Raw genomic sequence first — 20,955 nt, forward strand, 5'->3', positions numbered from 1 at the left:
ACTGTTTTACTCCCGGCATGGATGGCCGTCAAACAAAAGTTCGGAATTGTGGGCGGCGATCGACATGCCTGATCAGTCCAAACGGACTGATGCGGAAACGGCCGCCGCAAAAGATAATATAAAGACATCATTCATCAGGAGGCAACATGGCAAGCACATCAACCAGCGTCCGATGCTGGACCGACCGCAAGATCCCCTACGCATTCCAGCCCGACTACGCCTACCGGCAAGCCGTGCGCGAGGCCATGAACCAGTGGGAGCAAGCGGCCGGCGTCTGCTTCACGGAGCGCGGCAACGAGGCCGATTACCTGGTGATCGGCGCCGCCAACGGCGGCTCGCACAGCACGCTGGGCATGAGCAACGGCGCCAGCCATGCCGTCATCAACAACGACTACATCGGCGTGCATGAACTGGGCCACGCGCTGGGCCTGATCCACGAGCAGACCCGCAGCGACCGCGACCAGTTCATCACCGTCGAATGGGAGCACGTGGACGGCGGCCATCAAAACGGCAACTTCAGGATCGACGCGGACAGCCTCTCGTTCACGCCCTACGACCGCTACTCCGTGATGCACTATCCGGCGCCCGCCCAAGGCTGGAGCGGCACGCCGCCGGACCAGGAAGTGTGGACCATGCGCTGGAAGGCCGACCACAACGCGCGCCTGGGCGCCGGTCCGCTGGCCAGCTGGACCACGTTGTCGGGCGGCGACCGCGAAGGCGCGCGGGCGCTCTACAACCGCGTGCCGGGCTGGGGCAACCGCGGCACAGGCCCCACCTGCGCCATGTCGCGCGCGCCGCGCTGCGCCACGTTCAAGGATCAGGTGTGGGCCGTCTGGCAAGGCGCGACCGGCTCGGGCATCTGGTATTCCACCACCGCCGACGGCATGCACTGGCGCGACCAGCAATACATCGGCGGCGTGGCCACCGACTGCAGCCCGTGCATCGCCGTCCACGACGGCATCCTGTACTGCGCCTGGCGCGGCTACGGCCTGGACGCCGGCATCTGGTACGCCACCAACGACGGCACCGGCTGGAGCGGCCAGCAGAAGGTGCCGGGCGTGGGCACGGCCGAAGCACCTGCCCTGTGCAGCTTCCAGGGCCGGCTGTGGCTGGTCTGGACCGGCTACGGCCATGACGGCGTGTGGTTCACCACCTTCGACGCGGCCGCGCGCCAGTGGCAGGGCCAGCAACGCATCGGCCAGCTGGTCAGCCAGGAGGGACCGGCGCTGGCCGTGCATGAGAACACGCTGACCCTGGCCATCCGCGGCCTGGGCGACGACCGCCAGGTCTACCTCGCGCACAACGCGGGCGGCGGCTGGAGCGGCGCGGAGACGGTGCCATGTGCCGTGACGGGCAACGCGCCGTCGCTGGCCAGTTACCAGGGCAAGCTGTGGCTGACGTGGAAAGGGCACGGCGACGACCGCATCTGGTGGGCGCAGCGCGGCAGCGATCCGCTGGGCTGGAGCGGCAAGGCCTACCTCGCCGACTGCCAGGCCTACGACACGCCCGCGCTGACCGTCTTCGGCCAACAGCTGGTGGTGTGCTGGGCCTACGCCGGCCTGTCCTTCGCCAAGTATCCGCAACCACGCTGAGACTCACGTCAAAAAAAACGGGACGTAACACAATCGTGTTACGTCCCGATTCAGGGGATGGACCAGCGCGGCGGCTTAGCGCAGGCTGCTGGCGGCCTTGGCCAGATCCGTGATGCGGTCCCAGTTGCCGGCCGCGATGGCGTCCTTCGGCGTGAGCCAGGAGCCGCCCACGCAGGCCACGTTCTTGAGCGCCAGGAACTGCGACGCCGTGTCCTGCGAAATGCCGCCCGTGGGGCAGAACGTCACGTCCGGCAGCGGGCCGCCGATGGCGCTCAGCATGCCCACGCCGCCGGCCGGCACGGCCGGGAACAGCTTGAGCTGCTGGAAGCCGTGCTCGCGCGCGGCCATCACTTCGGACGGGGTCATCACGCCCGGCAGCAGCGGCAGGCCGCTGCTCTTGGCGGCCGCGATCAGGGCCGGCGTGAGGCCGGGCGAGACGCCGAACACGGCGCCCGCGTCGCGCGCGGCGGCGAATTCCTCGGGCTGGGTCAGCGTGCCGACGCCGACGATGGCGCCTTCCACGGCCGACATGGCGCGGATCGCGCCCAGGCCGTGCTTGGTGCGCAGCGTCACTTCCAGCACGCGGATGCCGCCGGCCACCAGCGCGCGCGCCAGCGGTACGGCATGTTCAGGATCGTCGATCGCGATCACGGGGATCACGGCCGAGGTACGCATAATGTCGAGCAGAGTCATGGTCATGGCTTAGGCTTCTTTCTTCATCGAGAAATCTTCATCGGAACCGGGCACGGTATTGCCTACCGGGTCGGCGTCATGCAGGCCGACCGTGGTCGGGATCGGCGATGGCAGCGGGAACGTGGTGGCGCCCTGCTCGGCCGCGCTCACGCTGGCGCGGAACATGGAGAACAGTTCGCGCCCCATGCCCACGGCGTTGGGCGACAGGTCGGCCGTGGCCAACGCGCGCGCGCACCACACGTCCGACGGCACCAGCGCTTCCAGCGTGCCGCTGGCCGCGTCCAGGCGGATCATGTCGCCGTCGCGCACCAGGCCCAGCGGACCACCGGCCAGGATCTCCGGCGACACGTGGATCGCGGCCGGCACCTTGCCCGACGCGCCCGACATGCGGCCGTCCGTCACCAGCGCCACGCGGCGGCCGGCGTCCTGCAGGTTGGCCAGCGCCGGGGTCAGCGCGTGCAGTTCGGGCATGCCGTTGGCGCGCGGGCCCTGGAAGCGGATCACGGCGACGAAGTCGCGATCGAGCTTGCCGGCCTTGTAGTCGGCCATGAAGTCTTCCTGCGAGTTGAACACCAGCGCCGGCGCTTCCACCGTGCGGTGCTGCGGTTTGACGGCCGACACCTTCATCACAGCGCGGCCCAGGTTGCCCTTGACCAGCACCATGCCGCCGTCGGCCGAGAATGGCGCGCCGGCCTTGCGCAGCACGCCCTCGTCGCCCGACTCCAGCGGCGAGGCTTGCCACACCACGCCCTTGCCGTCTTCCGAAAGGAACGGCTCGCCGCAGTGCGCGCGCAGGCCCTTGCCCAGGATGGTGGTGACGTCGTCGTGCAGCAGGCCCGCGTCCAGCAGTTCGCGGATCACGAAACCGGTGCCCCCGGCCGCGTGGAAGTGGTTCACGTCGGCCTCGCCGTTCGGGTAGATGCGCGTCAGCAGCGGCACCACGGCCGACAGTTCGTTGAAGTCGTCCCAGTCGATCACGATGCCGGCCGCCTTGGCGATGGCCACCAGGTGCAGCGTGTGGTTGGTGGAACCGCCCGTGGCCAGCAGGCCGACGACGGCGTTGACGATGCACTTCTCGTCGACGATGTGGCCGACCGGCAGATAGTTGTCGCTCTGGGCCGTGATCTGGGCCGCGCGCTTGGCGGCGGCCGCCGTCAGCGCGTCGCGCAGCGGCGTGCCGGGGGTGATGAAGGCGGCGCCCGGCAGGTGCAGGCCCATCACTTCCATCAGCATCTGGTTGCTGTTGGCGGTGCCGTAGAAGGTGCAGGTGCCGGCGCCATGGTAGGACTTGGCCTCGCCTTCCAGCAGTTCCTCGCGGGTAGCCTTGCCTTGCGCGTACAGCTGGCGCACCTTGGCCTTGTCGGAGTTGGACAGGCCGCTCGTCATCGGGCCGGCCGGCACGAACACGGCCGGCAGGTGGCCGAAGTGCAGCGCGCCGATCAGCAGGCCCGGCACGATCTTGTCGCACACGCCCAGGTACAGGGCCGAGTCGAACATATTGTGCGACAGCGCCACGGCCGTGCCCATGGCGATGGCGTCGCGCGAGAACAGCGACAGTTCCATGCCGGGCTGACCCTGGGTCACGCCGTCGCACATGGCCGGCACGCCGCCGGCGAACTGCGCCACCGCGCCCACTTCACGCACGGCGTCCTTGATGATGCGGGGGAAGCTCTCGAACGGCTGGTGCGCCGACAGCATGTCGTTGTAGGCCGAGACGATGGCCACGGAAGGCTTCTTCACTTCCTTCAGCACCAGCTTGTCGTTGGCCGGGAAGGCGGCGAAGCCGTGCGCCAGGTTGGTGCACGACAGCGCGCCGCGCTGCACGCCCTTGACGCGGGCCGCCTCCAGGTGGGCCAGGTACGCGCCGCGCGATGGTTTGCTGCGCGCGATAATTCGCGCAGTGACGGTTTCAAGTACAGGATGCAGCGCCATGATCGTTCCTTATGAATGAAGAATTCGGTGAAATTTTACTACAAAAATTCCGACAATCCGATCTTTTATCGCATCTTTTTTATCATGACCGCGCAAAAACAGCCCGATCCGGCGGGGGAATCAGGTGAAGGAAACCGAGGCGGCATAAGGCCGCGCACGAAAGTGTAGTGAATTTACCTGTTTTTCATGTATTATTAGCCATCCGAACCGCAACCGACCGTTGCACGGTGCCTATTCCAACCCCACACGACGACGCCACCTCATTATGCGCCAGCCCGCCCTCTCCGCTACCGCCAGCTTCCAGGCCCTCGAATCCCATGCCGCCACGGCCCGCCAGTGGACCCTGCGCGACCTGTTCGCCCAGGACGCGCAGCGTTTTCCCAAGCTGACCGTGGACGCGGCCGGCCTGTTCCTCGATTATTCGAAGAACCGCCTGGACGCCACCACCGTGGAACTGCTGCTGGACCTGGCGCGCGAGCGCGGCGTGGAGCAGCAGCGCGACGCCATGTTCGCGGGCGAGAAGATCAATCTTACCGAGCAACGCGCCGTGTTGCACACGGCCTTGCGTATGCCGCGTGGCAACAAATTGGTAGTGGACGGCCAGGACGTGGGGCGCGACGTGCATGCCGTGCTTGATCACATCAAGGACTTCACGGACCGCGTGCGCAGCGGCGCCTGGACCGGCCACACGGGCAAGGCCATCACGGACGTGGTCAACATCGGCATCGGCGGCTCGGACCTGGGCCCGAAAATGGTGTGCCTGGCGTTGCGCTCATACGCCCACCCGCGCCTGAAGATGCACTTCGTCTCCAACGTGGACGGCCACGACATGGATGCCGTGCTGGACCAGGTCAACCCCGAGACCACGCTGTTCATCGTCGCCTCCAAGACCTTTGTCACCGCCGAAACCATGCTCAACGCGCAGACGGCCCGCAACTGGTTCCTGCGCGGCGCCGGCGAGGACGCGCTGGCGCGCCATTTCGTGGCTGTCTCCACCAACACGGATGCGGTCAAGGCCTTCGGCATCGACCCGGCCAATATGTTCCCGTTCTGGGACTGGGTGGGCGGCCGCTACTCCGTGTGGTCGTCGATCGGCCTGGCGGTGGCGTTGTCGGTGGGCTTTGGCTACTTCAGCGACTTCCTGGCCGGCGCCCACGCGCTCGATGAACACTTCCGCACCGCGCCGCTGGCCGAGAACATGCCGGTGCTGCTGGCCCTGGTGGGCTTCTGGAACCGCCAGTTCCTCGGCTGCGGCTCGCTGTCGATCGCGCCCTACCACCAGGACCTGAGCCGCTTCCCGGCCTACCTGCAGCAGCTCGACATGGAGAGCAACGGCAAGCGCGTCACGCGCGACGGCGCCGACGTGGGCGTACCCACATGCCCCGTGGTGTGGGGCGAATGCGGCACCAACGCCCAACACGCCTACTTCCAGCTGCTGCACCAGGGCACGGACGTGACGCCGATCGATTTCATCGCCGCGCTGCGCGCCACGCACGACCTGGCGGGCCACCACGACGCACTGCTGGCCAACTGCTTCGCCCAGTCGGAAGCCTTCATGACCGGCAAGACGGCCGACGAAGTGCGGGCCGACCTGCGCGGCCAGAACCTCAGCGCGGAGCAGATCGAAGCGCTGGTGCCGCACAAGACCTTCCCCGGCAATCGCCCCAGCAACACCATCCTCATGGACCAGCTCACGCCGCCGCTGCTGGGCGCCCTGATCGCGCTGTACGAGCACAAAACCTTCGTGCAGGGCGTGCTGTGGAACGTGAACAGCTTCGACCAGTGGGGCGTGGAACTGGGCAAGGTGCTGGCCAAGAACATCCACGCGGAGCTGACGGGCGAGATCGCGCCCGAGCGCCATGACAGCTCGACCAATGGCCTGATCGTCATGGCCAAGGCCGCGCAGCACCTGTGAATTCGAAAACCGGGGTCTGCCCCCCCCATAAAACGGGGTCAGACCCCACGCTTTCTTAGAGCATCGCTATGAGCAAATACGAGATCATCCCCGCCTTCGACGCCGTCATGCAGGTGGGCGAATGCCCGCTGTGGCATCCCGAGGAACAGGCCCTGTACTGGGTCGACATCGAAGGCTTCGCCGTGCACCGGCTGGTGCCGTCCACCGGCGCGCACCGCAAGTACCCGATGGCGAGCGAACCGTCGGCGCTGGCGCGCAACGAGAATGGCGGCCTGATCGTCTCCCTGCGGCGCGGCTTCGTGCACCTGAACACGGACAGCGGCGAGCTGACCGACATCGCCCCCGCGCCCTACGACACGGCCACCACCCGCTTCAACGATGGCCGCGCCGACGCGGCGGGCCGCTTCTGGGTGGGCACCATCTACGAACCGCGCGACCGCCAGGCGGCCGAGATGTATGTGCTCGAACGCGGCGCGGTGCGCAAGGTCTGGTCGGGCGGCATGACCGTCTCGAACGGCCTCGGTTTCAGCCCCGACCAGCACACCATGTACCACAGCGACACGACGGCCCACCGCATCACCCGCTATGCCTACGACCTGGCCAGCGGCAGCGTCTCCGACCCGCGCACGCTGATGCAGTTCTCAACCGACCGCACGCACAACTACGGCGGCCGTCCGGACGGCGCGGCTGTGGACAGCGAAGGTAACTACTGGTGTGCCATGTTCGAAGGCGCGCGCGTGCTCAAGCTGTCCCCGGACGGCGCCATCCTCGACGTGATCCCCCTGCCCGCCCGCTGCCCCACGATGGTGGCATTCGGCGGCGCCGACCTGCGCACGCTGTACATCACCAGCGCCAGCTACAAGCGCCCGGCCGGCGAGGCGGAGCAGTATCCGCACACGGGCCGCGTCCTGTCGGTGCGGGTGGACGTGGCGGGCCGGGTTGAGCCAGCCTACATCGAATAAACCCGGGGACAGGCCCTCATGCCCGTCCCTACGCCCGCAGGCAGGCATGGCGGCGCCGCAACGCGCCGTGCGGATTGTAGTAAAATTTCTTGCGTTGCCGCTTTTTGTGTAGTAAATTTACATTGAGGCAGCATCCTTCCGGCACCACCACTTTTGCGATCACACACATATTATGGCTCTTACCGATTTTGACCTGGTTCTGTTTGGCGGCAGCGGCGATCTGGCAATGCGCAAACTGCTGCCCGCGATGTACGCACGCGACGTCGCCAACGACTTGCCGCCAACGGCGCGCATCATCTGCGTGGGCCGCCAGGATTACGGCCAGGATGCCTTCCTGCACACGGTGGAAACCACCTCGCGCCCGCTGATCAAATCGCCGGCCGTGACGGCCGAAGCGTGGGCCCGCTTCACGGCGCGCATCGTCTACGTCTCGCTGAGCGCCACCGACGTGGACAGCTACGGCCCGCTGATCAACGCGCTGCGCCCCGACCCGGTGACCCGCGTCTACTACCTGGCCACGCCGCCGCACCTGTTCTCGCAAATCTGCGACAACCTGGCCGCCAACGGCCTGGTCACGCCCAATTCGCGCGTGGTGCTGGAAAAGCCGCTGGGTCGCGACCTGGCCTCGGCCAAGCAGATCAACGCCGAAGTGGGCAAGGTGTTCGCGGAATCGCAGATCTACCGTATCGACCACTACCTGGGCAAGGAAACCGTGCAGAACCTGCTGGCCCTGCGCTTCGGTAACATCCTGTTCGAACAACTGTGGCGCCGCGAGTGGATCTCGGACGTGCAGATCACCATCGCCGAGAAACTGGGCGTGGGCAACCGCATGGGCTACTACGACACCTCGGGCGCGCTGCGCGACATGCTGCAGAACCACCTGCTGCAACTGCTGTGTATCGTGGCCATGGAACCGCCGACCTCGATCGCGCCGGACGCTGTGCGCGACGCCAAGCTGCAGGTACTGCGCTCGCTGAAGAAATTCACGCCCACCACGCTGGCACAGAACATCGTGCGCGGCCAGTACCGCGCCGGCCACGTGGATGGCAAGGCCGTGCCGAGCTACCGCGACGAACCGGATGCGCCGGAGCAGTCGCGCACCGAAACCTTCGTCGCCATGAAGGCGGAAATCGACACCTGGCGCTGGGCCGGCGTGCCGTTCTACCTGCGCACCGGCAAACGCATGGCCGACTCGCTGGCCGAGATCGTGGTGCGCTTCAAGCACATTCCGCATTCGATCTTCAACCAGCCCACGTCGAGCTTCCAGCCCAATTCGCTGGTGATCCGCCTGCAGCCGGACGAAGGCCTGCGCATGAACCTGATGGCCAAGACGCCCGGCGACGGCATGCGTCTGAAGCCGGTCGAACTGGAACTGGACTTCCGCGAATCGTTCAAATCGCCCCGCATGGACGCCTACGAGCGCCTGCTGCTAGACGTGCTGCGCGGCCAGCTGACCCTGTTCATGCGCGGCGACGAACTGGAAGCGGCGTGGGAATGGGTCGAGCCTATCCTGAACAACTGGGAGCAGGACGACACCATGCCGATCCCCTACGCTGCCGGCACCTGGGGCCCGGCCGCCGCCTCCGCCCTGATCGGCCGCGACGGCCTGCAGTGGCGCGAAGAAGCCTTACCTGAGGATTGATTCAAGCATGCTGCTCGATTCCATCCGCACCCAGCTCGATTCGCTGTCCAAGTCCGAGCGCAAGGTCGCGCTGGCCGTGCTGGAACAGCCGGCGCAGACGGTCAACCAGAACATCACGGCGCTGGCCAAGAGCGCCCAGGTGTCCGAGCCGACCGTGGTGCGGTTCTGCCGCACGCTGGGCTACGACGGCTGGCATGAGTTCAAACTCAAGCTGGCCCAGGGCCTGGCGCTGGCACTGCCCGGCCTGAACGAGCAGCCGGCTCAGGACGACCTGGCGGCCGACCTGGTCAACAAGATCTGCAGCCGCTCCATCAACACCCTGCTGGACCTGCGCAACAACCTCGATCCGGAAGCGATCCAGAAGGCGCTCGACATCCTGTCCAAGGCCAACAAGATCGAGTTCTACGGCCAGGGCACCTCCGGCATCGTGGCGGCGGACGCGCAGCACAAGTTCTTCCGCTCCGGCGTGCCGACCGTGGCCTACGCCGACCCGGCCATCCACGCCATCGCCGCCGCCCTGCTGCGCACCGGCGACGCGGTGGTGGCCATCTCCCAGCGCGGCAACAGCCCGCCGCTGGTGCGCTCGGCCAAGCTGGCGCGCCGTGGCGGCGCGGACGTGATCGTGATGGCGCCCTCGGGCACCCCGCTGGCCGAAGAAGCGACGGTACTGATCCCGATCGACCTGATCTTCAACACCGACCCGTACACGCCGATTTCCGCGCGCCTGGCCTACCTGGTGGTGATCGATGTGCTGGCGGTGGGACTGGCGCTGCAACGCGGCCCGGAATTCCGCAAGAAGATGCAGAACGCCCAGAAGGCGCTGCAGGAATTCGACCTGCAGTTCGACTCCTTCATCGGCTGACGCGCGAGCTGAAGTCGGCAACGCCCCAACGGCGCGCAGAGCTATGTGCCTTCAGGTGACCGTACGATCGCGCCAATAACCGGGGCGACGGGAACGATGCGCAACCGCGATCACAAGGATGCCCTCAGCTTCATCGCGATAAATGATCGAAAATGGGAAATGCCTGACCATCATCCGCCGCGCTGGCCCCAGCGGTGCGCCTGATAATGGAAAGGCCAAAGCACGAGCTACCGCCGCCTCCACCGCCGCGACGAACTGCGTCCCTGTTCCTGATCGCGCAGTGTTGTAATAAGCCACCTCGGCCAGAAACTCCTCTCTGGCTTGCGGTAGAAACCGGGCACGTTTCATTTGGCAAGCAAACGCGCTTCCGCAAAGACCGACTCAGCCGCCAAAGCATTTGCCTCGTCGCGCTCGAACGCTGCAAGACGTTCGGCTATTTCCTGATTCCAGGCGGCTTCAACTTCAGCAATGGGCGCCGCTTGCAACGACTGCAATAACACTTCTGCCAGCCGCGCACGCTCATCAGCAGGAAGGGCGACAGCCATTTTCTCCAGTTCAGATAGCAAGATATTCATCATGGCGCCTCCAGCAGTGAGTCCTCATTCTACGTCAACCAACAGGTTCATGGCCGGCTCACGCCCCGCGCAGCGGAAGCAACAATAACCATGATCGACAGCTTGTCTGCCCTGCCCGGAGCACGTATCAGGTGCGCTGCGCGATCACCGTATCGAACGCCTTCACCGTGCCACCGGGCGCGGGGAAGCTGTGCTGTTCATGCACGAGGATGCGCCAGCCGTCGAACTGCCCCAGCAACTCGCCCGGCTTGAACAGGCAATGTCCTTCCGGTGAAAACATGCCCATGTAAGTGGTGCCCTCTGTCAGCACGTTGACCACCGCCACGCCGCCCGGCCGCAGCAGCGATTGCAGATGCGCCAGTTGGGCAAGCGCCGTGGGACAATCGAAGAACATCAACAGGCCGATGCAGACCACGGTATCGAACTGCTCCTGCAACCGCATCTCGCGCAAATCCGCCACGGCTGCCCGCAACGGCAGCGCTTCCTCGCGCGCCACCTGCTGCAAGTGGGCGATGGCGGCGGGACTGGCGTCGTATGCCAACACCTCATGTCCGGTGCGCGCCGCGTGCAAGGCCAGGTTGCCCATGCCGCAGCCGAAATCCAGCACCCGCCCGCACAAATGCGGCAACGCGGCCTGTTCGAACGGGTTGAGCGCGAATTCGTTCTGCGCGATCTGGCGCTGGAACTGGGTATCGAAAAACTCCACGCTGGCATGCAAGGTCATGGCGAACGTCCTTCAGGATGACTGGGCGCCAAACACTATACCAGCACTGAAACCAAGCTGCTTGGCGAAGCACACGGCCAGCGGATTGCCCGCGTATTTTCCGTAGTTGTCGATCGGCGTGTAGCCGGCGGCCGTGTAGAACTGCACCGCGCGCCGGTTCACTGCACGCGTCTCCAGCCACATTTCGCGATAGCCGCGCGCGCTCGCCTCGCGCTCGAGGAAAGCCAGGATGGCGCGCCCCGTGCCCGCGTTGCCCGCGCGCGCGTACATGCGCTTGACCTCCGCCACGCCCGGCTGCAGCGGCCGGAACGCGCCGCAGCCGATCGCCACACCCTGCAGGTTGCGCGCCACGGCGAAGCAGGCGGTCTCGCCGCGCACGTCGGCCACGTCGAACGAGGCCTTGCCGCTACTGCCCGTGATACCAGCCAGGATGCCGGACAACTCGTCCATCAACAATTGCGCGTCGGCCGTCTCGGGGTCTTCCTGCGCAATCGAAATCTGGTTACCCAGCTGCTCCATCAGGAAAGCGATGAACAGCTTGGTGCGCGCGGGCAGGTGGCGCGTGTCCGTGATCGCATGCACATGGGTCGGCTCCAGCTGCCAGTCCGGCAGCACGCGCACCAGCCGCCCCGCCTCCACGTCCTGCCGCACGATGCGCGGATCGAGGCCGGCGATGCCGATGCCGCTGGCGGCCATGGCGCGGTTCACTTCCGCGCTGTTGCTGACGAAGCGCGAACCGCCCATCACCTCCACGGTCTCGCCGCCGCGATGCAAGCGGCGCCACACATCCGTCTCGCGCGCCGCGCCCCGGCCCACGCACAGCGAATGGTTGGACAGGTCGCTCGCATGCATCAACCGGGGCGCCCGCGCCAGGTATTCGGGCGCCGCGTACAGGTAGCGCGGCAGCGTGGCGATCTGGCGCACCACCAGCGAGTTGGGGCCGGCCGGCGGGCGGCCCATGCGGATGGCCAGGTCGATCGGCTCCGTCTGCAAATCGACGGGGCGCACCGTGATGTCGAAATTGAATTTGATGAGCGGATAGGCGCGCGCGAACTCCCCGAGGATGGGCGCCAGGTAGCCGATGGCGAAGTCGGACGTCATCGACACCCGCAAGGTGCCGATGGGCCGCTCGGATACATCGCGCAGCGCCTGATGCGCCGACAGCGCTTCCTCGACGATGCTCTGGCAGCGCTTGAAATACACTTCGCCGGCCGCCGTCAGCTCCACCTTGCGGGTCGAGCGGTTCAGCAGCCGCAGGCCGATGATCTTTTCCAGCTCCGCGATATTGCGCGACAGCGTGGAATTGGGCATGTCCAGCGCGTCGGCGGCGGCGCGGAAGCTCTTGCGCCGGGCCACTTCCACGAACAGCCGCATGTAATTCAGCACATCCAATCATTGCTCCATTTTTGGAATACTCAATTCGATTATACGTATTTATCCCATCGCGGGAACAGTGCAAAATAAGCATACCAAATCGACAAGGAGTTCAAGATGGCAACACTGCTCAGCGTGAACCAAGCCTCCGTCCCCTGCGCGCCCCTTTCCTCCCGCCCCGCCAGCGCGCATCCGGCCACCGCCCAGCACGCGGCCAAACCCGCCAAGTCGGCCACCCTGCCCTCGGACTTCCTGCGCGAACTGCACCACCTCCTCGCCGCGCTGGCCCACAAGTAGGGCCGGCGCAACTGCACCGAGCGTGACATCATGCGCTCCGTATTTATCATTTGACCAGAGATGAGGACAATAAGCTAAGATACTCTTTGCAATTTCGCTTACCTCTTCTCTTTTGGCACCGCACATGAATCAACTCGAACAGCTCAAGCAATTCACCACCGTCGTTGCCGACACCGGCGATTTCCAGTCGATGAAGGCCTACACCCCGCGCGACGCCACCACCAACCCGTCGCTGATCCTGAAGGCGGTGCAGAAGGACGAATACAAGCCGCTGCTGGAAAAGGCCGTGCGCGACAACCCCAATGCCGCCACCGGCGACGTGATCGATCACCTGCTGATCGCGTTCGGTGGCGAGATCCTGAAGATCGTCAGCGGCCGCGTCTCGACCGAGATCGACGCCCGCCTGTCGTTCGACACGGAAGGCTCGGTGGCCAAGGCCCGTGAATTGATCCACCTGTACGAAACGGCCGGCTTCGACCGCGAACGCGTGCTGATCAAGATGGCCGCCACCTGGGAAGGCATCCGCGCGGCGGAGATCCTGGAGAAGGAGTGCATCCACTGCAACATGACGCTGCTGTTCTCGCTGGGCCAGGCTATCGCCTGCGCGGAAGCGGGCGCCCAGCTCATTTCGCCGTTCGTGGGCCGCATCTACGACTGGTACAAGAAGTCCACCGGCATCGAATACGAGCCGGCCGAGGACCCGGGCGTGCAGTCGGTCAAGCGCATCTACAACTACTACCGCAAGTTCGGCTACCAGACCGAGGTGATGGGCGCCAGCTTCCGCAACACGGGCCAGATCCTGGAACTGGCCGGCTGCGACCTGCTCACCATCAGCCCCGACCTGCTGAAGCAACTGGCCAGCAGCGACGCCCCCGTCATGCGCAAGCTGTCGGCCGAATCGGCGCCGGCCGCCCCCGTGGGCAAGATGTCGCTGGACGAGAAATCGTTCCGCTTCATGCTCAACGAGGACGCCATGGCCACGGAAAAACTGGCCGAAGGCATCCGCGCCTTCTGCGCCGACTCGGGCAAGCTGAAACAGATCATCTCCGGTATGCGCTGATCGCTTCAGCCCTCGTTCCTCGCCAGCGGGGACGGCGCACGCGGGCCGGCACTGGCCGGACGCGGGTGCCGTCCCCGCTGCCATTTCCACCGTTGTCGGCTACAAAACGTTACATGAATTGCTGTATTACAATGCTGCAACCCACCCCGCCCTTATCATGCGCCGGGGACCAGCACAGTCAACCATCCTAATATTTACGAGACATCCATGAGATCAGTCCCGCGCTGCACGTCTGTCGCCCTCTCCCTCCTTACCCTGGCCAGCCTGGCCGCCTGCGGCGACAAGGCCGCCGGCAATGGCGGCCCGCCGCCAGCGCCCACGGTCGCCACCATCACCGTCGCCCCTGCCGCCGTCACCCTCAGCACCGAGCTGCCGGGCCGGCTGGAAGCATCGCGCACGGCCCAGGTACGGGCGCGCACGGCCGGCATCGTGCTGCAACGGGTCTACACGGAAGGGGGCGACGTCAAGGCGGGCCAAGTGCTGTTCCGGATCGACCCGGCCAGCTTCCAGGCCTCGTACGACAGCGCCCAGGCGGCCGTCTCCAAGGCCGAGGCCAACCTGGCCCAGGCTGACCTGAAAGTGAAACGCTACAAACCGCTGCTGGCCGCGCAGGCCGTGAGCCAGCAGGAATACGACGACGCCGTCACGGCCCAGAAGCAGGCCACCGCCGACCTGGCGACGGCCCGGGCCGCGCGCCAGAACGCCAGCCTCACGCTCGGTTACGCCACCGTCACCGCCCCCATCTCGGGCCGCGCCAGCCGCGCGCTCGTCACGGAAGGCGCGCTGGTGGGCCAGGGCGAAGCCACGCCGATGGCCACCGTGCAGCAGATTGATCCGATCTACGTCACCATCACCCAGTCGTCCACCGAGCTGCTGAAATTGCAGCGCGCGCTGGCCAGCGGCAAACTGACCAGCGCCGGCAAGGGCCAGGCCAAGGTCACGCTGGTGACGGAAGACGGCCAGACCTACCCGCTGCCGGGCAAGCTGCTGTTCTCGGATGTGTCGGTCGATGAAAGCACAGGCGCCGTGTCGATGCGGGCCGAGTTCCCGAATCCCCAGCACACGCTGCTGCCGGGCATGTACGTGCGCGCGCGCCTGGAGCAAGGCGTGCGCGAAGCCGCCATCACCGTGCCGCAGCAGGCCGTGGTGCGCGGACCGGAAGGCGCGTCCGTGCTGGTGGTGGGCCCCGACGACAAGGTGCAATCGCAGCCCGTGGTGGCCGACAGCGCCCAGGGCCAGGACTGGGTGATCAGCTCCGGCCTGAAAGGCGGCGAACGCATCATCGTGGAAGGCTTCCAGAAGGCCAAGCCGGGCGCGCAGGTCAAGCCGCAGCCGTGGACCGGGCCAGCGTCGGCGTCGGCGCCTGCATCGGCATCGGCATCGGCATCCGCTTCGGCCGCTGCTGCTGCGGCGCCGGCTGCGGCCAAATAAGCGCGGGGAGCACAGATGCCTAAGTTCTTCATCGACCGCCCCGTCTTCGCGTGGGTGATCGCGCTGTTCATCCTGCTGGGCGGCGCGCTGGCCATCACCACGCTGCCGGTGGCCCAGTATCCGACCATCGCCCCGCCGTCCATCGTCATCACGGCCAACTACCCCGGCGCCACGGCGCAGGTGCTGGACGACGCCGTCACCAGCGTGATCGAGCAGGAAATGAACGGGGCCGACGGCTTGCAGTACGTCGAGTCCCAGAGCGAGGCCAATGGCGCCGTCACCATCACCGTCACCTTCCAGCCGGGCACCAATCCCGACCTGGCGGCGGTGGATGTGCAAAACCGCATCAAGCGGGTCGAATCGCGCCTGCCGGCCGCAGTCACCCAGCAAGGTGTGCAGGTCAACAAGGCGCGCTCGAACATCCTGATGTTCGTCGGCCTGTCGTCCACCGACGGCAAGCTCGATCCGACCGCGCTGGGCGACTACCTGGCCCGCAACGTCGTCAACGAGATCAAGCGCATTCCCGGCGTGGGCCAGGCCCAGTTGTTCGGCACCGAGCGCGCCATGCGCATCTGGATCGACCCGGCCAAGCTGGTGGGCCTGAAGATGACCATGGCCGACGTGACGGCCGCCATCAAGGCCCAGAACGCGCAGGTGGCGTCCGGCACGCTGGGCGATCTGCCCAGCCCCGCGAAGCAAACCTATTCCGCGCCCATCGTCGTCACCGGCCAGTTGTCCTCGACGGACGAATTCGGCCGCATCGTCCTGCGCGCCAATCCCAACGGCTCGCTGGTGCGGCTGTCGGACGTGGCCCGCATCGAAATGGGCGGCGCCAGCTACAGCATCAATGCGCGCCTGAACGGCGCGCCGTTCTCCGCCATCGGCGTGCAGCTGTCCCTGTCCGGCAATGCGCTGCAAACGGCGACGGCGGTGCGCAACAAGATGGACCAACTGGCCAAGTACTTCCCGCCCGGCGTGAAGTACACCGTGCCTTACGATACCTCGCTGTTCGTCAAGATCTCCATCGAGGAAGTGGTGAAAACGCTGGTGGAAGCAGTGATCCTGGTGTTCCTCGTGATGTACCTGTTCCTGCAAAACATACGCTACACGCTGATCCCCACCATCGTGGTGCCGGTGGCGCTGATGGGCACCTTCGCCACCATGCAGATGTTCGGCTTCTCGATCAACGTGCTGACCATGTTCGGCATGGTGCTGGCGATCGGTATCCTTGTCGATGACGCCATCGTCGTGGTGGAGAACGTCGAACGCATCATGAGCGAGGAAGGCCTGTCGCCGCGCGACGCCACCCGCAAGGCCATGGGCCAGATCACCGGCGCCATTATCGGCATCACGCTGGTGCTGATCGCCGTGTTCATCCCGATGGCCTTCTTCGGCGGCGCCGTGGGCGCCATCTACCGCCAGTTTTCGCTGTCGATGGTGTCGGCCATGGTGTTCTCGGCGCTGATGGCGCTGTCGCTCACGCCGGCCCTGTGCGCCACCATCCTGCAGCCGGTGGAAGCGGGCCATCACCATGAGAAGCGCGGTTTCTTCGGCTGGTTCAACCGCCGCTTCGCCGTCACGGCCACCGGCTACCAGGGCATGATCGCCAAGATCCTGACCCGCACCGGCCGCTATCTCGTGATCTTCGCGCTGATCCTGGGCGTGGTGGGCTGGCTGTACGCGCGCCTGCCGTCGTCCTTCCTGCCCAATGAGGACCAAGGCTACCTGATCACCAACGTGCAGCTGCCGGCCGGCGCCTCCACCAGCCGCACGGCCGCCGTGCTGGCCAAGGTGGACGCCTACTTCCGCCAGCAGCCCGGCGTGGCGCGTACCATCGCGGTGGCCGGCTTCAGCTTCTCGGGCAATGGTCAGAACGCGGGCCTGGTGTTCGTGCCGCTCAAGGACTGGAGCGAACGTGGGCCGGACCAGTCGGCCACCGCCATCGCGCAGCGCGCGTTCGGCGCCCTGTCCGGCATTTCGGACGCCATCGTGTTCCCGCTCAGCCCCCCACCCATCCGCGAACTCGGTAACGCCACCGGCATCACGGCGCGCCTGCAGGACCGCAGCGGCCAGGGCCACGCCGCCCTGCTGGCCGCCCGCAACCAGTTGCTGGAACTGGCCGGCAAGAGCAAGGTGCTGAAAGGCGTGCGTCCCGAGGGCTTGGAAGACGCGCCGCAGCTGCAGCTCGACATCGACCGTGAAAAAGCCAACGCACTGGGCGTGGCCTTCGCCGACATCAACAGCATGCTGTCGATCTCGCTCGGCTCGTCCTACGTGAACGACTTCGCCAGCGCCGGCCGCCAGCAACGCGTGATCGTACAGGCCGACGCGCCGCAGCGCCTGCAGCCGGAAGACCTGATGAAGCTCAACGTGCGCAGCGCCAGCGGCGCCATGGTGCCGTTTGCGTCGTTCGCCCGCTCGCACTGGATCAACGGCCCCGTGCAGCTGGTGCGCTACAACGGCTACCCCGCCATCAAGCTGACCGGCGACGCAGCCCCCGGCCGCTCCACCGGTGAAGCCATGGCCGAACTGGAACGCCTGGCAGAACAACTGCCGCCCGGCTTCGGCATCGAATGGACCGGCCAGTCGCTGGAAGAAAAAACCTCCGGCTCGCAGGCGCCTGCCCTGTTCGCGCTGTCGCTGCTGGCCGCCTTCCTGGTGCTGGCCGCGCTGTATGAAAGCGAATCGATCCCGGTGGCGGTGCTGCTGGTGGTGCCGCTGGGCGTGCTGGGCGCGCTGCTGGGCGCCACCTTGCGCGGCCTGCCCAACGACGTCTACTTCAAGGTCGGCCTGATCGCCATCATCGGCCTGTCGGCCAAGAACGCGATCCTGATCATCGAGTTCGCCAAGGACTTGCAGGCGCAAGGCAAAGGCCTGATCGAATCGACGCTGGAAGCGGTGCACCTGCGCTTCCGCCCCATCATCATGACCTCGCTGGCCTTCATCCTCGGCGTGCTGCCGCTGGTGGTGGCCAGCGGCGCCGGCTCCGCCAGCCAGCGCGCCATCGGCACCGGCGTGATGGGCGGCATGATCACGGCCACCGTGCTGGCCGTGTTCCTGGTGCCCGTGTTCTTCGTCGTGATCCGCCGCATATTCAAGGGCAGCGAACGCCAGCGCCGTCTGGCCGCACATGAACTGGACCTGCCTGTGGAGAAAAAACATGACTAAGCCCGGCCACACTCTCTTGACCGCGCTGCTGGCGGCCGGCCTGTTGTCGGCCTGCTCGCTGGCGCCCACCCTGCAACGCCCGGCCGCGCCGGTGGCCGCCACCTGGCCCGAAGCGTCGGCCGCCGACAGCGCCGCCGAGGGCAAGGCCGCCGCCGACACGGGCTGGCGCGACTACTTCACCGACGCCCGCCTGCAACAACTGATCGCCACGGCGCTGGAGCACAACCGCGACCTGCGCACGGCCGCCCTGCGCATGGAGGAAGCGCGCGCCCAGTACGACATCCAGTCCGCCGACCGGCTGCCCAATGTGAACGCCAGCGCCACCGACACCCGCGCCAAGACGCCGGCCTTCCTCACGCCCAGCGGCCAGAGCACGATCGGCAAGCGCTACGACGTGGGCCTGTCCATGCCCGCCTTCGAGCTGGACTTCTTCGGCCGCGTGAAAAGCCTGAACGATGCCGCGCTGGCGGCCTACCTGGCCACCGACGAGGCGCGCCAGGCGGCGCAGATCGGACTGGTGGCCGACGTGGCCAAAGCCTACTACACGGAACGGGCTTACGCCGAGCAGTACGCGCTGGCCCAGCAAAGCTTCGAAACGCGCCAGCGCACCTACGACCTGACGCGCCAGCGTGCCAACGTGGGCGCCTCGTCGCTGCTCGACTTGCGTACCAACGAAACGCTGATGGAAACGGCCCGCGCGGCCGCGCTCACGCTGGCGCGCCAGCGCGCGCAGGCTGAAAACGCGCTGACGCTGCTGGTGGGCCAGCCACCCGCGCCTGCCCCGGCCAACGCCGCCACCGCCGCAAATGCCGCCAATACCGCGAATGGCGCCGGCACCGCCAGCGCTGCCAACAACGCACGCGACACCAGCAATACCAACGCTGCCAACAGCGCCAACAACGCCGGCGCCCTGGCCAGCGACGCCCAGATCGACGCCATGAGCGCGCTACCGGCCGGCCTGCCGTCGGACCTGCTCACGCGCCGGCCCGACATCCGCGCCGCCGAGCAGCGCCTGAAGTCGGCCAACGCCAACATCGGCGCCGCGCGGGCCGCCTTCTTCCCGCGCGTGAGCCTGACGGCGGCCGTGGGCAGCAGCAGCCCCACGCTGGGCGGCCTGTTCGACAGCGGCTCGGGCAGCTGGTCGTTCGCGCCGCAACTGGTGCTGCCGATCTTCGACGCGGGCCGCAACCGCGCCAACCTGAACCTGAGCGAAGTGCGCAAGAACCTGGCCGTGGCCGACTACGAGAAGACCATCCAGGTGGCCTTCCGCGAAGTGGCCGACGCGCTGGCCGCGCGCAGCTACCTGGGCGACCAGGTGACAGCGCAGCGGGCCATCCAGGATGCCCAGGCCGACCGCCTGCGGCTGCTGGAACTGCGCTTCGCCAACGGCGTGGCCAGCTCGCTCGACGTGCTCGACGCCCAGCGCGAACTGTTCAGCGCCCAGCAAACGCTGGTGCAGGCGCGCCTGCTGCGCACCACCAGCGCCATCGACCTGTACCGGGCGCTGGGCGGCGGATTGAAGTAAGGCGGCCGTGACGTCACCGATCACCATCCGCCTGGGCCGGCGAGCGCGCGAGCGCATCGCCGCCGATGGCCTGCGGCCAGAAGACGTGGCCATCATCCCCGCCGCGGCCGGCGGCCCCAAGGGCCTGATCCTGAACGGCATCGATTGCTGGCTGTTCGGTTCCTGGCTGCCGCAGGCGCCGCGCCAGCGCGCGCTGGTGGGCGCCTCGATCGGCGCCTGGCGCATGGCCGCCGCCGCATTCCACGACCCGGTGGCCGCGCAGCGCCGGCTGGCCCGCCTGTACGCGGCCCAGCGCTACCCGGCCAAGGTGGACGCGGCCTACGTCAGCCGTACCTGCCGCGCGCTGCTGGACGAGGTGCTGGACGGGCGCGGCGCCGAAGTGCTGAACCACCCCGGCCATCGGCTGTCCGTACTGACCGTGCGCGGGACGGGACCGCTGGCCGCGACGGGCGGCGTGCGCTGGCGCGAACTGGCCGGCTTCCTGCGCGCGGCCGCCAGCAACGCCATCAGCCGCAACCGGCTGGCCGCCTCCATGGAACGGGTGGTGTTCCACGATGGTCGCGACGAGGCCCAGTGGCTGCGCCAGCCGTTCGACGCCTTCGCCGGCCACTTCGTCGGCCTGTCCGGGGCCAACCTGCGCGACGCGCTGCTGGCCTCCGGTTCCATCCCGCTGGTGCTGGAAGCCGTGTCGGGCATCGCCGGCGCGCCGGACGGCAGCTACTGGGACGGCGGCTTGATCGACTACCACCTACACTTGCCCTACCAGCGCGATCCCGGGCTGGTGCTGTACCCGCACTTCGCCGATTACATCGTGCCCGGTTGGCTCGACAAATCCATGCCGTGGCGCCGCGTGCGCGACGCGGCGCTGGACAATGTGATCCTCGTGTCGCCCTCGCCCGGGTTCGTGGCCAGCCTCCCCAACGGCAAGCTGCCGGACCGGCGCGACTTCAAGTTCTACGGCCAGGACCACGCGGCCCGCACGCGCGACTGGAGCCGCGCCATCGCCGAAAGTGAACGCATGGCCGAGGCGCTGGCGCGCTGGAGCGAGCGGCCCGACTTGCGGTTGGCGCAGACATTTTGAGGACGGCGCACTGTCCTTCCGAAATGAAATATTGTTTCAAAAAAGCAACAAACACGACAGAAAATTTCATGCCCGAAGGCGGCGCTTGAGCGCATACTAACAGCGCCGCCGCCCCCAAACAT

Annotated in this window: 17 protein-coding genes; 11 read left to right on the plus strand and 6 right to left on the minus strand. The window is 66.9% G+C overall.

Features of this window, described 5'->3' with window-relative positions:
• Positions 1–146 precede the first annotated feature (146 nt).
• Positions 147–1,592: a M12 family metallopeptidase gene (locus tag H3H37_RS21805; RefSeq protein WP_182166469.1), complete on the plus strand. Its 1,446-nt coding sequence runs from the start codon at positions 147–149 to the stop codon at positions 1,590–1,592.
• Positions 1,593–1,667: 75 nt separating this feature from the next.
• Here the strand turns inward: H3H37_RS21805 and eda are convergent, their stop codons facing one another.
• Positions 1,668–2,291: a bifunctional 4-hydroxy-2-oxoglutarate aldolase/2-dehydro-3-deoxy-phosphogluconate aldolase gene (eda, locus tag H3H37_RS21810; protein WP_182166471.1), complete on the minus strand. Its 624-nt coding sequence runs from the start codon at positions 2,289–2,291 to the stop codon at positions 1,668–1,670.
• Positions 2,292–2,294: 3 nt separating this feature from the next.
• Complete coding sequence (edd, locus tag H3H37_RS21815; protein ID WP_182166473.1) at positions 2,295–4,217, minus strand: phosphogluconate dehydratase; 1,923 nt, start codon at positions 4,215–4,217, stop codon at positions 2,295–2,297.
• Positions 4,218–4,482: 265 nt separating this feature from the next.
• Here edd and pgi point away from each other — a divergent pair, with 265 nt between their 5' ends.
• The 4 genes from pgi (at position 4,483) to H3H37_RS21835 (ending at position 9,598) form a co-directional block, all read left to right on the plus strand.
• The gene (pgi, locus tag H3H37_RS21820) at positions 4,483–6,132 is read left to right on the plus strand and encodes a glucose-6-phosphate isomerase (protein ID WP_182166475.1); all 1,650 of its coding nucleotides are present in this window, start codon (positions 4,483–4,485) and stop codon (positions 6,130–6,132) included.
• Positions 6,133–6,200: 68 nt separating this feature from the next.
• Positions 6,201–7,094 (plus strand): SMP-30/gluconolactonase/LRE family protein, encoded by an 894-nt coding sequence (locus tag H3H37_RS21825; protein WP_182166477.1) that lies wholly within the window; start codon positions 6,201–6,203, stop codon positions 7,092–7,094.
• Between the two features lie 172 nt (positions 7,095–7,266).
• Positions 7,267–8,736: a glucose-6-phosphate dehydrogenase gene (zwf, locus tag H3H37_RS21830; RefSeq protein ID WP_182166479.1), complete on the plus strand. Its 1,470-nt coding sequence runs from the start codon at positions 7,267–7,269 to the stop codon at positions 8,734–8,736.
• Between the two features lie 7 nt (positions 8,737–8,743).
• Entirely contained in the window at positions 8,744–9,598 is an 855-nt protein-coding gene (locus H3H37_RS21835; protein ID WP_182166481.1) for an SIS domain-containing protein, read from the plus strand.
• Between the two features lie 51 nt (positions 9,599–9,649).
• Here the strand turns inward: H3H37_RS21835 and H3H37_RS21840 are convergent, their stop codons facing one another.
• The 4 genes from H3H37_RS21840 to H3H37_RS26160 all read right to left on the minus strand — a co-directional run bounded on the left by H3H37_RS21840 (position 9,650) and on the right by H3H37_RS26160 (position 12,283).
• A complete protein-coding gene (locus tag H3H37_RS21840) occupies positions 9,650–9,946 on the minus strand; it encodes a type II toxin-antitoxin system RelE/ParE family toxin (RefSeq protein ID WP_182166483.1) in 297 nt (98 codons plus the stop codon).
• Complete coding sequence (locus H3H37_RS21845) at positions 9,943–10,176, minus strand: addiction module protein (protein WP_229218965.1); 234 nt, start codon at positions 10,174–10,176, stop codon at positions 9,943–9,945. Before H3H37_RS21845 ends, H3H37_RS21840 begins: the two co-directional genes overlap by 4 nt.
• A gap of 124 nt (positions 10,177–10,300) precedes the next feature.
• Entirely contained in the window at positions 10,301–10,897 is a 597-nt protein-coding gene (locus tag H3H37_RS21850; protein WP_182166485.1) for an SAM-dependent methyltransferase, read from the minus strand.
• 12 nt (positions 10,898–10,909) lie between these two features.
• A complete protein-coding gene (locus tag H3H37_RS26160; protein ID WP_311197575.1) occupies positions 10,910–12,283 on the minus strand; it encodes a GNAT family N-acetyltransferase in 1,374 nt (457 codons plus the stop codon).
• 105 nt (positions 12,284–12,388) lie between these two features.
• Here H3H37_RS26160 and H3H37_RS21860 point away from each other — a divergent pair, with 105 nt between their 5' ends.
• The 6 genes from H3H37_RS21860 (at position 12,389) to H3H37_RS21885 (ending at position 20,833) form a co-directional block, all read left to right on the plus strand.
• The gene (locus H3H37_RS21860) at positions 12,389–12,568 is read left to right on the plus strand and encodes a hypothetical protein (protein WP_182166489.1); all 180 of its coding nucleotides are present in this window, start codon (positions 12,389–12,391) and stop codon (positions 12,566–12,568) included.
• Between the two features lie 124 nt (positions 12,569–12,692).
• Positions 12,693–13,628, plus strand: a complete 936-nt coding sequence (gene tal / locus H3H37_RS21865) for a transaldolase (RefSeq protein ID WP_182166491.1) — start codon at positions 12,693–12,695, stop codon at positions 13,626–13,628.
• A 207-nt stretch (positions 13,629–13,835) separates the two neighbouring features.
• Entirely contained in the window at positions 13,836–15,059 is a 1,224-nt protein-coding gene (locus tag H3H37_RS21870; RefSeq protein WP_182166493.1) for an efflux RND transporter periplasmic adaptor subunit, read from the plus strand.
• 15 nt (positions 15,060–15,074) lie between these two features.
• Entirely contained in the window at positions 15,075–18,227 is a 3,153-nt protein-coding gene (locus tag H3H37_RS21875) for an efflux RND transporter permease subunit (RefSeq protein WP_182166495.1), read from the plus strand.
• Positions 18,220–19,752, plus strand: a complete 1,533-nt coding sequence (locus H3H37_RS21880) for a TolC family protein (protein WP_182166497.1) — start codon at positions 18,220–18,222, stop codon at positions 19,750–19,752. The genes H3H37_RS21875 and H3H37_RS21880 overlap by 8 nt, the downstream gene beginning before the upstream one ends.
• Before the next feature lie 7 nt (positions 19,753–19,759).
• Positions 19,760–20,833, plus strand: a complete 1,074-nt coding sequence (locus H3H37_RS21885) for a patatin-like phospholipase family protein (RefSeq protein ID WP_182166499.1) — start codon at positions 19,760–19,762, stop codon at positions 20,831–20,833.
• Positions 20,834–20,955: the final 122 nt, after the last annotated feature.

This window comes from Rugamonas brunnea (assembly GCF_014042345.1).
GTDB classification, from domain to species: Bacteria; Pseudomonadota; Gammaproteobacteria; order Burkholderiales; family Burkholderiaceae_D; genus Rugamonas; species Rugamonas brunnea.